The sequence below is a fragment of the Enterobacter sp. E20 genome (assembly GCF_000801755.2).
In the GTDB taxonomy this organism is placed as follows: Bacteria; Pseudomonadota; Gammaproteobacteria; order Enterobacterales; family Enterobacteriaceae; genus Enterobacter; species Enterobacter asburiae_B.
In genome coordinates, this window is record NZ_CP012999.1 from 1,916,525 (window position 1) to 1,931,861 (window position 15,337).

Below are 15,337 nucleotides of genomic sequence, written 5' to 3' on the forward strand. Positions count from 1 at the left end.
CGAATAACCTGACGTCAGTAAAAGAGGGGGGCATTGTCGTCTCTCCCGAAACGGAAAACATTGCGTTAGCACATTATTGCCAGCGAGAAATCTCAATCAGCTTGCCGCCGGGCGGAATATCGTCCTCATCGTGCGTGACCAGCACCACCGGGATATTGCGCGCGCGGACGGCGTCAAAAACCCATTCCCGAAACGCTATGCGCAGCGTTTTATCGAGGCGGCTGAACGGTTCATCCAGCAGCAGCGCCTGCGGCTCTGCGAGCAGGGCGCGCAGCAGGCTGACCCGGGCACGCTCCCCGCCGGAAAGGGTGGCCGGATCGCTGGCGTAATGACCGCTCAGCCCGGCGGAATCCAGCGCCTGCTCGACCGCTTCCCGACGCGCGCGTCCGACGATCCGCTCAGGCAAGGCCAGCAGCAAATTTTGCCCGACGCTGAACGGTTCAAACAGCAGCGCGTCCTGAAAGAGAATGCCCAGCCCGCGGGATTCGACGGGAAGGCCGTCGCAGCGACGCGCGTCGAGCCACAGTTCGCCCCGCGCCTGGAAATCGTCTGACAGCGCGCCGACCATCCACGCAAAAAGGGTCGATTTGCCGCTGCCGGACGGCCCCATCAGGGTAACGATCTCCCCGCGGGGAACGCAAAAATTGACCTCGCGGAAAAGCGGTTCGATGGTGAGATCTTTTACCTTCAGCATTAACGTAATCCTTGACGGTAGCGGCCCACGAGCCGGGATATCAGGGCGGCAAGACCGAACACCGTGCCCGTGACCAGCAGTAATCCCAGCGCCCGGTTAGCGAGAATCGGGATGCTGCCCCCGCTGCTGAGCGCGACGGTTTCGGTGGTCAGCGTGGTGAAACGCCCCGCGCCAAGCCAGAGCGTCGGCATGTATTGCGCCATGCTGACGGAGAAACCAATGGCAAAGGCCAGCAGCGCCGGGCGCACCAGCAGGGGGCATTTCAGCAGTAAGAATATTTTTGCCCGTCGCCAGCCGAGCGTTCTGGCGGTAAGGATAAGCCGGGGATCGATTCGCCGCCAGGCGGGCTGCAGAACCAGCAGCATCCAGGGTAATACCCACAGCAGATGGCTCCAGAGCACGGCGGCATAGTGCCCGTCGAGCCCCAGACGCAATGCAATAAAGTATTGCCCGGTGACGAGCGGCAGCGCCGGAAGGGCGAGCGGTGACCACACCCACGCTGCGCCGCGCTGCGGTCCCCATTCCAGCCAGAGAAAAATGACGATGAGGGCGATCAGGCTCGACAGCAGGCCGAAGGAAAGGCTGGTCCCCACGGGGCCTGCGTCGTCCCCTTGCGCCAGCATCAGCAGTACCGCAGCGCACAGGATGCCGCACGCGGGCAGTACCCCGCTGAATGCCCGCTCAGGCAGGGCGCGCTGAGACCTTCGGCGCGTCCCCGCGAGTTGCGGAATTGTGCGACGCCATGCCTTCCAGAGGCCGTATCCGAGGGCGGCCAGCGCGGCCAGCAGCAGAAGGAGAAGCAGGCACAGCAGCATTCCTTTTGCCTGCTGCTGCGCGTCGCCCTGGCTTAGCCACTGAAAGGCCAGCACGGCCAGGGTGGGCGGGTTGCCGGGCCCGAGAACGATCGCCACGTCCACGACCGAGAGCGACCATGCCAGCACCGCCAGCATCACCGCGCCGAGGACAGGCGCGATCGCCGGGAGGATCAGCCAGCTGAGCGTCTGATAACGCCCGTAGCCAAAGGTTTGCAGGACGATCTTCTGCTGTGCGAGCCGTTGTTCCGGCAGTACGGCATAAATGGCCCACAGCAGGAACGCGCTCTCTTTGACCGCGAGCGTCAGGCCCAGCCCGACGCCGTAGCGGTCAAACGGAGCCGTACAGACGGTACAGACCTGATAAAACAGACCGCCCTCGGCAAACAGCAGCAACGCGCTGGTGGCGAACGCCACATGGGGGATCGCCAGTAGCCACGGCAGGCGGGTCGTGAGGCGTCGCCAGCGTTGACCGGGCCACAAAAGGCAGACGAAGAAAAGGGCAATCAGCAACGCCCCCAGCGTGGCGATGAGCGTTGAGACCAGCGTGGCGACGGTCGCCTGCGACAGCTGCGGATCGTTCAGCAGACGTTGCCAGTTTGTCGCAGAAAGCGCCGGTGCGAACAGCATCACGCCTGCGGGCAGGATCGGCAGATAAATCACCGCCATCGCCAGCCAGACAAGCCCGCTCAGCGGGTGCCGTAACGACGCAGCCATTCCTGCTCCAGCGCGTTCACCCAGGCGGACTGCGGCTCTGCAAGCACCTGCGGCAGCCCCTGAGGCGTATGGGCCAGCAGCTGTTTCGCTTCCTCTTCGGGCAGCGCTTTCGCATCCAGGACGCTCGGGTCTCCCCAGATGGCCGGGTCGGCCTTGCGGATTTGCGCCTGCGGTGACAGCAGGAAATTAGCGACCACCTTTGCACCCGCGCTCGCGCTGGCATTGGCCGGGATAGCCACAAAATGGACGTTGCCGAGCATCCCGCTCTGGAAACCAAAGCTGTAGCTGTCGGCGGGCAGTTCGCCGCTCGCCACTTTCTGCTGCGCATGGGACGGGTTAAAGGTCAGCGACAGGTTCAGACTGCCGCTGGCAAGCAGGGCATCCATTCGGGCAGGTGAGGGAGGGAAATCTTTTCCTTCGCGCCACAGCAGCGGGTGCAGCTTATCGAGGTAGGCCCAGAGCGGTGCCGTAACCTCAGCAAACGTTGCATCGGGCGCTTTTTGTAACGCCTCAGGGCGATCGGTGAACGTCAGCAGCAGCTGCTCCAGAAAGGCCGTGCCGGTAAAATCGGGCGGGCGAGGATAGCTGACCTTGCCCGGATGCTGCTGCGCGTACGCCAGCAGCGCCTGCGGATCCGCAGGCGGCGTCGGCATGCTGGCTTTGCGGGCGATAAAGGTCAGCTGCGCGCCGCCCCACGGGGATTCCGCACCGTCGGTTGGAATCGCAAAATCTTCCGTAACGGGTTTGCGGGTATCGACATAGCGCCAGTCTGGCAACGTCTGCGCCCATCCGGTTTGCAGCAGGTTCGCCTCTTTTAACGTGCGGAAGTTTTCGCCGTTGACCCACAGCAGGTCAACCGAGCCGTTGGCCTTACGCCCTGCAGCGGCTTCGGTCTGGATCCGTTTTACCGCATCGGCGGCGTCCGCCAGCGGGACGATTTTTAGGGTAATGGCGTAGTGCGTTTGCATCTCACCGCTGACCCACTCAAGGTAGCGGTTGACCGCCGGATCGCCGCCCCAGGCGTTAAACCAGACGGTCTGGCCTTTGGCCTGCTGTTGGATAGCGTGCCAGCTTTCGGCGGCACAGAGGGGGGCTGCCAGCAGCAGACCGGTCAGAAACGCGCAAAAACGCACACGGCGCATAATGCCTCCTTAAATATGCTTAAGTTGAAATATATCATAATAAATTATATTTTTAATATCTTATCTTACATACGGAAAACGCGATTAAGAAAAGGAATAGACTTCGTACATTTCCGTTTTTGCTTTCTTTGTTTACTTAGTTTTATTCTTAATGAAACCCATGACTTCAAGGGATTATAAGAATATATAGCTTTAATAAATTAATAATATGCAACATTAAGATGTTTGAATAAAAAGATTGGCTAGTCATAAAGTAATGTGTTAAAATTTATGAAGGTAGTGATTTGATTTGTTGTTACTAACTTGCATTATGGATTGATTTCAATGAATGAATTTGTTTTGGATGCTAAAAACACGCTAGAGAAAATTTCATCTTTCAAATGTGCTTCTTTTAAAAAATTGAGTGATGGTTCTTTAATTTTTCAACTAGATTTTGAGGGAGACCAGTTTTTTGGAATGTTCAAGCATTTTCTTGATGAATATTTGCTTATTAATATTACCAATCCTATAACTTATATTGATGATGAAGAAGCAATAGTCAATTTTGAAATAGCAAATGATTTCAATAAAAAAGCAATCGGAGTTAAAGGTGTAATTGCTGATCTTGAAAAGAAACAGGTCATGTTTTCTAGGGAAGAGATTGTCCGTATTAAAGATAGGTTCAATAAGGATTTAATTGATGAACGTATTAAGTTTTCAATCTCTTTACTTCATAAGTCATTGGATATTTTTTCTTTAAGCATGGATGAATTTGAAAATGGCCGAGAAGAGAAGTGATACTGGACTATTCATTATTGGCTGGATCGCGACGGCGCTTGCTGTTGGATTACCACTTATATTTTTGCTATGCATTCAGAAGTATTATCCTGAAGCCTACCGTCAGTACGGTGATAAAATTGCAATAATAGCTTACTTGATTGCATCTTTTTTCAGTGGACTCTATACTTCGTACAGAGTTTCATGTAAAGCAGATGAAAAAGATCTGATTATCAGCGGTCTCAGAAATGAAATTGATGAGTCTAAAAAAGCTTATCAAAGCCTTTCGCCAAAAGAAAAAATAATTTCATTGCTTCATGAGATACATACTAAGTCTGGTGGTTTGAATAAAACAGCAATTCAGAAATTATTAATAGATAAAATTGGTGAGATAAACAATGATTCATCCTTCAATACACGCTATGATGGCGCATTGTGTGTAAGTGACGAGCAATTTAAAGCTAGAACAAAAGTGCCAACCAATTTAAATTCGGCTTACAAGTCTGAAAATTTGGATGAATATAAACAAGTTGATATAAAATTTTCTTCCAAACGGAGATGATTAATTTTAGACGCTCATTATATTATTAATCAATATAATGGGTGTTTTTTATTTGGATTGTTATCGGCATTAAATATTGTATTAGATATGGCGGATGTTAATTTATTTCAGTCGATATTTATTGAACAGCCGGCGCGTCGCCAGCGGCAATAACCCCAGTAGTGTAAAGGCGATTAGCATGCCCGGCGACACAATATCGCGCAGCGACGCCACTTTCCCCAGCTCGCGCCCGGCGTTCAGAAAGACCACCGTCGCGGGCAGCATGGCGACCTGGCTGACCCACCAGTAGCGGCAGACTCCAATGCGGGTCAGCCCCATCAGCAAATTCACCAGGAAAAACGGGAACAGCGGCATCAGGCGCAGGGCAAAAAGATAGTCCGCGCCGTCATGCGCCATACCGGCGTTCACCGTTTTCATCTGCTGAGCAAACCGCCGCTGGACCCCGTCGCGCAGCAGATAACGGCTGGCGAGCATCGCAAGCGTGGCTCCGAGCGTGGAGGCAAACGAGACCAGCACGGTGCCTTCCCACAGGGGAAATAACGCCCCGCCCAGCAGGGTGAGGATCGCCGCGCCGGGGATCGACAGGGCGGAGACCGCCACATAGAGCGCAAAAAAGATCAGCGCGCTTCGCAGCGGCGCGTGGTCAACATGGGAGAGGAGTGCCTGCTGGTGGGTTTTAATCCCTTCCAGGGAGAGTGTGCCTGGGGGAAGCATGACAAACGTCAGAATAAATGCGCCCAGAAGGGCGCACAGGAAAGCGAGTTTTCGAATGTTCACGCGTCATTACAGCTTGAATTTAGCCCACACCGGCGCGTGGTCAGACGGTTTTTCCATGCTGCGGATCTCATAGTCGATCCCGGTTTCGATGCAGCGCTCTGCCAGCGGCGAACTGGCGAGCAGCAGGTCGATACGCAGGCCACGGTTGTCGTCAAAGCCTTTTGAGCGGTAGTCAAACCACGAGAAGCGATCCTGCGTGTCCGGGTTGGCGGTACGGAAGGTATCCACCAGCCCCCAGTCCAGCAGGCGCTGCATCCACTCGCGCTCTTCCGGCAGGAAGGAGCATTTGCCGGTACGCAGCCAGCGTTTGCGGCTGTCTTCACCGATGCCAATATCCAGATCGGTCGGGCTGATATTCACATCACCCATGATCAGCACCGGATTGTCTTTATTGAGTTCGGTTGTCAGGTAGTTCTGCAGATCCTGATAAAACTTGGCCTTAGCCGGGAATTTGGTCGGATGGTCGCGGCTCTCGCCCTGGGGAAAGTAACCATTAATCACGGTGATGTTCCCCAGCGGGGAAGGCAGTTCCGCCATGATGATGCGGCGCTGTGCTTCTTCGTCATCGCCGGGAAACCCACGGCGGACGGAAACTGGCGTCTCTTTGGTCAACAGCGCAACGCCGTAATGGCCTTTCTGCCCATGATAGAAGACGTTGTAGCCGAGCTTTGCCACCTCTTCGAGGGGGAACATGTCGTCGTGAACCTTGGTCTCCTGCAGACCGATCACATCTGGCTGATGTTGTTCAACGATAGCTTCAAGCTGATGGGGGCGGGCGCGCAGGCCGTTGATATTAAAAGAGACAAATTTCATAGTCGCTGCCAGTGCAAGGTGAATAGTGCATGGATGGTAGCAGAATTTGCGTCAACTGTTACCGGGTTCGGCCAATAACTGCGACAGATAATGCCGGTGGTGCAATATTTGCACCATTCTGACGCACATCGCCCTCAAAGAGGGCGTAAATGACCGATAAATTTCGCGAGCGATCACAATTCCAGAATTATATTTGGCCCTTGCATACTCTTTCTGATTTTCATGCGGCAAAGCGCCGCTTGCCGTAAAAATATTCACTTTTTATGCACTAACAGTGAATAACTCCATATTGTAACTTGTTGATATTCTGTTACCTCAACCCGTTTATGCAATTTTATCGCTGGCTGGCACGAAGGCTGCAATCTACATTCACAGTGCAAACACCCAATTATTTAACATTCAAATAACTTTTTATTTACCGGATGAGGTCGCTATGTCTCTGTCAATTACGCGTGAAAATTTCGATGAATGGATGATGCCGGTTTACGCTCCGGCGGCTTTTATTCCGGTTCGTGGGGAAGGCTCGCGCCTGTGGGATCAGCAGGGTAAAGAGTATATCGACTTTGCAGGCGGGATTGCGGTCAACGCGCTGGGTCACGCGCACCCTGCGCTGCGTCAGGCGCTGAATGACCAGGCGGCGAAGTTCTGGCATACCGGCAACGGCTTTACTAACGAGCCCGCGCTGCGCCTGGCCAAAAAACTGATCGACGCGACGTTTGCCGAAAAGGTCTTTTTCTGTAACTCGGGGGCGGAAGCCAACGAAGCGGCGCTGAAGCTGGCGCGCAAATATGCGCACGATAAATTTGGTACCCACAAGAGCGGCATCGTGGCGTTTAAAAATGCCTTCCACGGGCGCACGCTCTTTACCGTCAGCGCGGGCGGCCAGCCTTCCTACTCGCAGGATTTCGCACCGCTGCCGCCGGATATCCGTCACGGTGTTTATAACGATCTGCAGTCCGCCAGCGAGCTGATTAACGACACCACCTGCGCGGTGATCGTCGAACCGATGCAGGGCGAGGGCGGCGTGCTTCCGGCGCAAAAAGCCTTCCTGCAGGGGCTGCGCGAGCTGTGCGATCGCCACAACGCGGTCCTGATTTTCGACGAAGTCCAGACCGGCGTGGGCCGCACCGGCGAGCTGTATGCCTATATGCACTATGGCGTAACGCCGGACGTGCTGTCGACCGCCAAAGCGCTGGGCGGCGGCTTCCCGATTGGCGCGACGCTGACCACCGATAAATTCGCCAGCGTAATGACCGTAGGTACCCATGGCACCACCTACGGCGGCAACCCGCTGGCAACCGCCGTCGCCGGGCAGGTTCTGGACATCATTAACACGCCTGAGGTGCTGAAAGGCGTTAAGCAGCGTCACGACTGGTTTGTTGAACGTCTGAACGCCATCAACGGCAAAACGGGGCTGTTTAAAGAAATTCGCGGTCTGGGGCTGTTAATCGGCTGCGAGCTCACCGCCGAGTTTGCCGGAAAAGCTAAACTTATTTCACAGGAAGCGGCAAAAGTGGGCGTGATGGTGCTGATTGCCGGAGCCAACGTGGTGCGTTTTGCGCCGGCGCTGATCGTCAGCGAGGAAGAGGTGCAAACCGGTCTGGACCGTTTTGCGCTGGCGTGTGAAAAAGTGAAATCCGGGGTGTCATCATGATGGTCATCCGTCCCGTTGAGCGCGGCGATCTCGCCGGGCTCATGCAGCTTGCCGGTAAGACGGGAGGCGGGCTGACCTCGCTTCCTGCCGATGAAAAAACGCTGTCGGCGCGCATTGAGCGCGCCCTGCAAACCTGGCAGGGGACGTTGCCAAAAAGCGAACAGGGGTATGTGTTCGTGCTGGAAGACACCGACACGGGGACCGTGGCCGGGATCTGCGCCATTGAAGTGGCCGTCGGGCTTAACGACCCGTGGTACAACTACCGCGTCGGCACCATGGTTCACGCCTCGAAAGAGCTGAACGTCTATAACGCGCTGCCCACGCTGTTCCTCTGTAATGACCACACGGGCGCCAGCGAGCTGTGCACGCTGTTCCTCGACCCGGCGTGGCGCAAAGAGGGCAACGGCTATCTGCTCTCCAAATCGCGCTTTATGTTTATGGCCGCCTTCCGCGATCGCTTTAACGAAAAAGTGGTCGCAGAGATGCGCGGCGTGATCGACGACACCGGCTACTCGCCGTTCTGGGAGAGCCTGGGCGAGCGCTTCTTCTCGATGGAGTTCAGCCGGGCGGACTATCTCTGCGGCACCGGCCAGAAAGCCTTTATTGCCGAACTGATGCCGAAGCATCCTATCTATACCCATTTCCTCAGCCCGGAAGCGCAGGCGGTGATTGGCGAAGTCCATCCGCAAACCGCGCCCGCGCGCGCGGTGCTGGAAAAAGAAGGGTTCCGCTACCGGAACTATGTCGACATCTTTGACGGCGGGCCTACGCTTGAGTGCGACATCGACCGCGTGCGCGCGATCCGTAAAAGCCGTCTGGTTGAGGTCTCTGAAGGCCAGCCCGCGCCGGGTGACTGGCCCGCCTGCCTGGTGGCGAACGAAAATTACGCCAACTTCCGCGCCATGCTGGTGCGTACCAACCCGAAATGTGAACGTCTGGTGCTGACGGCTGCAGAACTGGATGCCCTGAAATGTAACGCCGGCGATACGGTTCGCCTGGTGCGTCTCTGCCCTGAGGAGAAAACAGCATGACATTATGGATTAACGGTGACTGGGTCACGGGCGAAGGCAAAGAGCGCGTAAAGACCAATCCGGTTGGAAAAGAGGTGCTCTGGAAGGGGCATGACGCCAGCGCCGCGCAGGTGGAACAAGCCTGCCGTGCCGCGCGCCGCGCGTTTCCGGCGTGGGCAAAACAGCCTTTCGCCGTGCGCCAGGAAATTGTCGAAAAGTTTGCCGGGCTGCTGGAGGCAAACAAGGCCGAACTGACGCGCATTATCGCGTCTGAAACCAGCAAGCCGCGCTGGGAAGCGACAACCGAAGTGACGGCGATGATCAACAAAATCGCCATTTCGGTGAAGGCGTACCACACCCGCACCGGCGAACAGCACACCGACATGCCGGACGGCGCGGCCACGCTGCGCCACCGTCCCCATGGCGTGCTGGCGGTGTTTGGCCCGTATAATTTCCCGGGGCATCTGCCGAATGGCCACATTGTGCCTGCGCTGCTGGCGGGCAATACCGTCATCTTCAAACCGAGCGAGCTCACGCCATTCACCGGCGAGGCGGTGGTTAAGCTGTGGGAACAGGCCGGCCTGCCGCCGGGCGTGCTGAACCTGGTGCAGGGCGGGCGGGAAACCGGTCAGGCGCTGAGCGCGCTGAGCGATATCGACGGCCTGCTGTTTACCGGCAGCGCCGGTACGGGCTATCAGCTGCACCGCCAGCTGGCAGGGCAGCCGGAGAAAATCCTGGCGCTGGAGATGGGTGGCAACAACCCGCTGATTGTGGAAGACCCTGACGATATCGACGCCGCGGTGCACCTGGCGATTCAGTCCGCCTTTATTACCGCCGGACAGCGCTGCACCTGTGCCCGTCGCCTGCTGGTGAAACGGGGCGCGCAGGGGGATGCCTTACTGAAACGTCTGGTTGAAGTGAGCGCGCGTCTGGTGCCTGCCGCGTGGGATGCCGACCCGCAGCCGTTTATCGGCGGGCTGATTTCCGAACAGGCCGCGCTAAACGTGCTGAAGGCCTGGCAGGACCACGTCGCGCGCGGCGCGAAAACCCTGCTGGAGCCGAAGCAGGTTCAGCCGGGTAGCTCGCTGCTGACGCCGGGCATTGTAGAGATGAGCGGCGCGAGCAACGTGCCGGATGAAGAGGTCTTTGGCCCGCTGCTGTGCATCTGGCGTTACGACGATTTCGATGCGGCCATTGCGATGGCGAACAACACCCGCTACGGCCTGTCGAGCGGGCTGATTTCGCCGCATCGCGAGAAGTTTGAACAACTGCTGCTGGAAGCGCGCGCCGGGATTGTGAACTGGAATAAACCGCTGACCGGGGCCGCGAGCACCGCGCCGTTCGGCGGCGTGGGCGCGTCGGGCAACCATCGCGCCAGCGCGTGGTATGCCGCCGATTACTGCGCGTGGCCGATGGCGAGCCTGGAAACCCCGGCGCTGACGCTGCCGGAGACGCTTAATCCGGGGCTGGATTTTACCGGAGGGGATCGCCATGAAAGCGCGTGAGGTTAACTTTGACGGGCTGGTGGGGCTGACGCACCACTATGCCGGTCTCTCTTTTGGTAATGAAGCCTCGACGAAGCACCGTTTTCAGGTGTCGAACCCGAAGCTGGCGGCGAAGCAGGGGCTGCTGAAGATGAAGGCGCTGGCGGATGCCGGTTTCCCGCAGGCGGTGATCCCGCCGCAGGAACGCCCGAACGTGGCTGTCCTTCGTCAGCTCGGCTTTAGCGGTACCGATGAGCAGGTCGTCGAAAAAGCGGGTACGCAGACCCCGCACCTGCTCTCGGCGGCAAGCTCTGCCTCCTCTATGTGGGTGGCAAACGCCGCGACCGTCGCGCCGTCAGCCGACACGCTGGATGGCAAAGTTCATCTGACGGTGGCGAACCTGAACAATAAATTCCACCGCGCCACCGAAGCAGAAACCACCGAGCGCGTGCTGCGCGCCATTTTCAACCATGACGCCCATTTTGAGGTGCATCAGGCTCTGCCGCAGGTGACGATGTTTGGCGACGAAGGCGCGGCCAACCATAACCGCCTGGGGGGCGACTATGGCGACCCGGGCCTGCAGCTGTTTATCTACGGGCGAGAAGAGGGGGGCCACGCCGCGCCAACCCGTTATCCTGCTCGTCAGACGCTGGCGGCCAGCCAGGCGGTTGCCCGACTGAACCAGGTCAATCCTTCCCAGGTGGTTTTTGCCCAGCAAAACCCGCATGTGATTGACCAGGGCGTGTTCCATAACGACGTGATTGCCGTTTCTAACCGCCAGGTGCTGTTCTGCCACGAGCAGGCGTTTGCCCATCAGGAGAAGCTGCTCGCCACGCTGCATGAGCGCGTGCGCGGCTTCACGCCAGTCCAGGTGCCCACGGAGGCGGTGAGCGTGCAGGACGCGGTAGAAACCTATCTGTTCAATAGCCAGCTGCTGAGCCGTGACGATGGCAGCATGATGCTGGTCCTGCCGCAGGAGTCCCGGGATCATAAAGGCGTGTGGCGCTACCTGACGGAGCTGGTCAAGGCCGATAACCCGATTGACGAACTGCGCGTGTTTGACCTGCGCGAAAGCATGGCCAACGGCGGTGGTCCAGCCTGTTTGCGTCTGCGCGTGGTCCTGACCCAGGACGAAATGCAGGCGGTAAACCCGGCGGTCATGATGAACGATACGCTCTTTACGCGGCTGAATGACTGGGTCGATCGCTACTATCGCGATCGTCTGACGCAGGCGGATCTGGTTGACCCGCAGCTTCTGCGTGAAGGACGCGAGGCGCTGGACGCGTTATCGACAATCCTGCAGCTGGGATCGGTTTACCCGTTCCAGCGCTAAAGGAGTGGATATGGAAAATTTACTGGCGCTGACCCTGGCCGACGAGACGCCGGAACTGAAAGAGGGGGACGGCCCCTCATTTCGCTGGCGGTGGCTGGGGCGCGGGGTGCTTGAACTGACGCCGACCGTAAAAAGCGATCTCTCGCTGCTGCTTTCAACGGGTATCCACGGGAATGAAACCGCGCCCGTCGAGATTGTTGATCTGCTGCTGCGTGCGCTGTATCGCAATGAGATCGAACTAAAGTGCCGCGTGCTGGTGGTGCTCGGCAATCCTCCTGCGCTGGCGCAAAACAAACGGTATCTGGTGAGCGACATTAACCGCATGTTCGGCGGCCGCTGGTCGCAGTTTCCGCAGAGCGATGAAACGGCGCGGGCTGAGTGGCTGGAGAACGTCGTGACCGCGTTTTTTGCCGCCGCGGGGCCGGGGCGCTGGCATCTGGATCTGCATACGGCAATCCGCGCGTCTTACCACGTTCGCTTCGGCGTTCTGCCGCAGCGCAGTCAGCCGTGGGATGAAGCGTTCCTGAGCTGGCTGGGTGACGCCGGGCTGGAGGCGCTGGTATTTCATCAGTCGCCGGGCGGAACGTTTACCCATTTCACCTGTGAACGTTTCGCTGCGCTGTCCTGCACGCTGGAACTGGGAAAAGCGCTGCCGTTCGGCCAGAACGATCTGAGCCGCTTTGCGCCTACGCATCTCGCCCTTCGGGCGCTGCTGGGAGGAACGGCTCCCGAGCACGCGCGTCAGCCCGTTGAGCGGTATCGGGTCGTACAGCAGATCACGCGCCGCAGCGATGCCTTCCAGCTCCATATGGCCGCACACACCCTGAACTTCACCCCGTTTCGCAAAGGGGCGCTGCTGGCTGAGGATGGCGAGGAACGTTACGAGGTGCAGAACACCACCGAGTATGTATTATTCCCTAACCCCACCGTCGCGTTTGGCCTGCGGGCCGGGCTGATGCTGGAAAAAATATCCTGAACCTTTCCCCTCTCATCATCCGGGAGGGGGAAGTAAAAAACTTTTCTTAACGATTAAAGCGCTTGCGCTTGTTTTGCAGAATATTCCTGGTGAATTGCTTTATTATTGATCTTCACTTCGCTATACTTCTGCTTAATCTCTTTAAAATCATCCTGTTAAATATTTTTTGTTGCAACTCTCCACGCTTTATCCTTATTTCCTCCACATTTGGCGAAAATTTGTTTTTTACACTTTCATTGTTTTACCGTTGCTCTGACTAATTGACGATAAACCCCGTAAAGTTAATCTCGTCAACACGGCATAGCGCCGAAGAATAACTGAAAGAAAGGAAATAAATTATGCGTAAGTTTACTGCACTGTTTGTTGCTTCTACCCTGGCTCTGGGCGCTACCAGCATGGCGTTCGCCGCAGATACTGCGACCACTGCACCTACCGCGCCTGCTGAAGGCAAAATGATGATGCATCATAAAGGTCCGGGTATGCACAACGAGATGATGATGTTTAAGGATCTCAACCTGACGGATGCCCAGAAGCAGCAGATCCGCGACATCAGAAAAGGCGAACGCGACCAGATGAAACGTCCTCCGCTTGAAGAGCGCCGTGCGATGCATGACATCATCGCCAGCGACAGCTTCGATAAGGCGAAAGCCGAAGCGCAGATCGACAAAATGGCCGAGCAGCACAAAGCCCGCATGCTGGCTCACATGGAAACCCAGAACAAGATCTACAACATTCTGACCCCGGAACAGAAAAAACAATTTAATGCGAATTTTGAGAAGCGTCTGACAGAACGTCCGGCGATGGAAGGTAAAATGCCAGCACCAACCGAATAATCGGTTCACACTCTTAAGACCGCCGGGATCCTGTCCACAAAAGCGCAACCGCTGTGGGCAGGACCGGCGGTTTTTCTTTCCTGCCCTCTTGCCTGCCGCCGCCAGCGCGGTATCCTCCTGTAGTCGCTTCAGAGAATGTTTGCAGAGTCATGGCGTTAGAATTTTTATTAACGTTCAGCTAAGGCCTGCCCGCTCTGCTGCCGATACTGTTTCTGTGAATACCCAACGATAACAAACAAGACAGCAACGATAGCGATATCCTTGCCCTGGCACGGGTTGTGCCATTCAGGAGTGGTGATGGAGTTCTTTGATATCCGTAAGATGCCGGTCAGCCTCTGGCGCAATGGTGCTGGCGAAACGCGTGAGATTTGCTGCTTCCCTCCCGCGACGCGCGATTTTCACTGGCGCGCCAGTATCGCGACGATTGCCAGCAACGGCGAATTCTCCTCGTTTCCCGGTGTTGACCGGGTGATTACCTTGCTGGAAGGGGGAGAGGTGACGCTGGATGCGGGTCAGGCTTTCTCCCATACCCTCAAGCATCATCAGCCCTACAGTTTTGCCGGCGATCTGCCGGTGAAAGCGCTGCTTTCAGATGGGCGGATGGCGATGGACTTTAACATCATGACCCGGCGCGACTGCTGCCGGGCGAAGGTGCGCGTTGCTGACCGAACCTTCACCACCTTTGGCTCACGCGGGGGCGTGGTGTTCGTGCTAAGCGGGGCGTGGCAGCTGGGCGATAAATTGCTGACGGCCGATCAGGGTGCCAGCTGGGAGGAGGGGACCCATACACTGCGTCTGCTGGAGGCTCAGGGCACCTTATTGTTCAGCGAAATCACGTGGCTGCCGGGTCATTGAGCACAATGATCTCAAACTTTCCTGCCAGGACCGGTTTACAGAGAATTTTGTAGCCATCGTGGTCAAATCCGGCGGGCGTGCGCAGCAGGGTTGCCGCGTCGTTGATGTCGTCGACGGCGCCCAGCCAGAGCCAGTTGTTGACGATGTGATACTGGGTCATGGCCTCGCCCACTTCTTTTAGCGCAACGGCGCTTTCCCAGGGCCAGCAGTTCACGCTGATGGCCGCCAGACCGGTGAGAAGCCGGGCGTGATGCGCCTCAACGCTCTCTTTCCCGCAGCACGCACCGGCGCAGCGCTTCAGCGCGGATCGAAAACAGGCGCGTCCCCGGGTGGTTGCCTCCAGACCTAAAAGGCTGTAGCAAAGCTGTAAATCGTCCGCCAGCGTCTGCAGCGCCTGGAGCGCGGCGCGTTTATTGGCGAATAGCCCATAGAGATTCGGGGCATGAGAAAAATCGACGTCGCGCGCGTAGACGACCTGCGGCCTGCCATCGTTTATCTGCAGCGAGCAGAGCTGACGGTTGCGGCGCAGGCGCTTATTGAACAACGGCTGTTGTTCTTTTATCAACCGCGCCTCCAGCAACAGCGCGCCCATTTCTCCCGCAGTCTGGAACCAGGAAATGCGTCGCGACTGGCGCAGCATGGCGGCCTCGTCAGGCGTACGGAGATGGGATAACACCCGACTGCGAATGTTAACGCTCTTGCCGATATAGAGCGGCAGGGTGTCGCTTTCACCGTGAAAGATGTACACGCCCGGCTGTTTAGGCAGCGCCTCAAGCCAGGGGCGAAGGTGCTCGGGATATTCGTAGATAGCCGCCGCTTCAAATTCAAGACGCGGGGCGGATTGACGCCTGCTCACATACTGCTCCATATACTGTTCAGGCATACAGTGTAACAGGAGTGTGATGGTTAAAAAAGAGCC

15 protein-coding genes are annotated in these 15,337 nt (G+C 57.1%); 9 read left to right on the forward strand and 6 right to left on the reverse strand.

The window, feature by feature from the left end; translation table 11 throughout:
• Positions 1 to 73: 73 nt before the first annotated feature.
• From NI40_RS09100 to NI40_RS09110, 3 genes are read right to left on the reverse strand one after another with little or no spacing between them, the layout of a single operon-like run.
• On the reverse strand, positions 74 to 694 hold the full coding sequence (locus NI40_RS09100) for an ATP-binding cassette domain-containing protein (protein ID WP_039262041.1): 621 nt from the start codon (positions 692 to 694) through the stop codon (positions 74 to 76).
• Positions 694 to 2,223 carry a thiamine ABC transporter permease gene (locus NI40_RS09105; protein ID WP_039262043.1) on the reverse strand — a complete coding sequence of 510 codons (1,530 nt, stop codon included), beginning with the start codon at positions 2,221 to 2,223 and terminating at the stop codon, positions 694 to 696. The genes NI40_RS09100 and NI40_RS09105 overlap by 1 nt, the downstream gene beginning before the upstream one ends.
• Positions 2,196 to 3,356, reverse strand: a complete 1,161-nt coding sequence (locus tag NI40_RS09110) for an ABC transporter substrate-binding protein (protein WP_045143204.1) — start codon at positions 3,354 to 3,356, stop codon at positions 2,196 to 2,198. Before NI40_RS09110 ends, NI40_RS09105 begins: the two co-directional genes overlap by 28 nt.
• A 333-nt stretch (positions 3,357 to 3,689) precedes the next feature.
• On the opposite strand from NI40_RS09110, the gene NI40_RS09115 reads away from it, so the two are divergent.
• Positions 3,690 to 4,142 carry a hypothetical protein gene (locus tag NI40_RS09115; RefSeq protein WP_039262047.1) on the forward strand — a complete coding sequence of 151 codons (453 nt, stop codon included), beginning with the start codon at positions 3,690 to 3,692 and terminating at the stop codon, positions 4,140 to 4,142.
• The gene (locus NI40_RS09120) at positions 4,123 to 4,683 is read left to right on the forward strand and encodes a hypothetical protein (protein WP_039262049.1); all 561 of its coding nucleotides are present in this window, start codon (positions 4,123 to 4,125) and stop codon (positions 4,681 to 4,683) included. The genes NI40_RS09115 and NI40_RS09120 overlap by 20 nt, the downstream gene beginning before the upstream one ends.
• A 102-nt stretch (positions 4,684 to 4,785) precedes the next feature.
• Here NI40_RS09120 and NI40_RS09125 read toward each other — a convergent pair whose 3' ends face one another.
• Both NI40_RS09125 and xthA read right to left on the reverse strand, forming a co-directional pair.
• Positions 4,786 to 5,460: a TVP38/TMEM64 family protein gene (locus tag NI40_RS09125; protein ID WP_039262051.1), complete on the reverse strand. Its 675-nt coding sequence runs from the start codon at positions 5,458 to 5,460 to the stop codon at positions 4,786 to 4,788.
• A gap of 6 nt (positions 5,461 to 5,466) precedes the next feature.
• Positions 5,467 to 6,273 (reverse strand): exodeoxyribonuclease III, encoded by an 807-nt coding sequence (gene xthA / locus NI40_RS09130; protein ID WP_023311273.1) that lies wholly within the window; start codon positions 6,271 to 6,273, stop codon positions 5,467 to 5,469.
• 433 nt (positions 6,274 to 6,706) lie between these two features.
• Between xthA and astC the strand changes: the two genes are divergently transcribed.
• The 7 genes from astC to ves all read left to right on the forward strand — a co-directional run bounded on the left by astC (position 6,707) and on the right by ves (position 14,418).
• Entirely contained in the window at positions 6,707 to 7,927 is a 1,221-nt protein-coding gene (gene astC, locus NI40_RS09135; RefSeq protein WP_039262052.1) for a succinylornithine/acetylornithine transaminase, read from the forward strand.
• The gene (gene astA, locus NI40_RS09140) at positions 7,924 to 8,958 is read left to right on the forward strand and encodes an arginine N-succinyltransferase (RefSeq protein WP_032674582.1); all 1,035 of its coding nucleotides are present in this window, start codon (positions 7,924 to 7,926) and stop codon (positions 8,956 to 8,958) included. The genes astC and astA overlap by 4 nt, the downstream gene beginning before the upstream one ends.
• Entirely contained in the window at positions 8,955 to 10,442 is a 1,488-nt protein-coding gene (gene astD, locus NI40_RS09145) for a succinylglutamate-semialdehyde dehydrogenase (RefSeq protein WP_039262053.1), read from the forward strand. Before astA ends, astD begins: the two co-directional genes overlap by 4 nt.
• On the forward strand, positions 10,429 to 11,754 hold the full coding sequence (gene astB / locus NI40_RS09150) for an N-succinylarginine dihydrolase (RefSeq protein ID WP_039262054.1): 1,326 nt from the start codon (positions 10,429 to 10,431) through the stop codon (positions 11,752 to 11,754). The genes astD and astB overlap by 14 nt, the downstream gene beginning before the upstream one ends.
• A gap of 10 nt (positions 11,755 to 11,764) precedes the next feature.
• Complete coding sequence (gene astE, locus NI40_RS09155; protein WP_039262056.1) at positions 11,765 to 12,730, forward strand: succinylglutamate desuccinylase; 966 nt, start codon at positions 11,765 to 11,767, stop codon at positions 12,728 to 12,730.
• Positions 12,731 to 13,068: 338 nt separating this feature from the next.
• Positions 13,069 to 13,563, forward strand: a complete 495-nt coding sequence (gene spy / locus NI40_RS09160) for an ATP-independent periplasmic protein-refolding chaperone Spy (RefSeq protein ID WP_039262058.1) — start codon at positions 13,069 to 13,071, stop codon at positions 13,561 to 13,563.
• A gap of 297 nt (positions 13,564 to 13,860) precedes the next feature.
• Complete coding sequence (ves, locus tag NI40_RS09165; protein WP_023311280.1) at positions 13,861 to 14,418, forward strand: environmental stress-induced protein Ves; 558 nt, start codon at positions 13,861 to 13,863, stop codon at positions 14,416 to 14,418.
• Here ves and cho read toward each other — a convergent pair.
• The gene (gene cho / locus NI40_RS09170; RefSeq protein ID WP_072196683.1) at positions 14,396 to 15,274 is read right to left on the reverse strand and encodes an excinuclease Cho; all 879 of its coding nucleotides are present in this window, start codon (positions 15,272 to 15,274) and stop codon (positions 14,396 to 14,398) included. The genes ves and cho overlap by 23 nt on opposite strands.
• Positions 15,275 to 15,337: the final 63 nt, after the last annotated feature.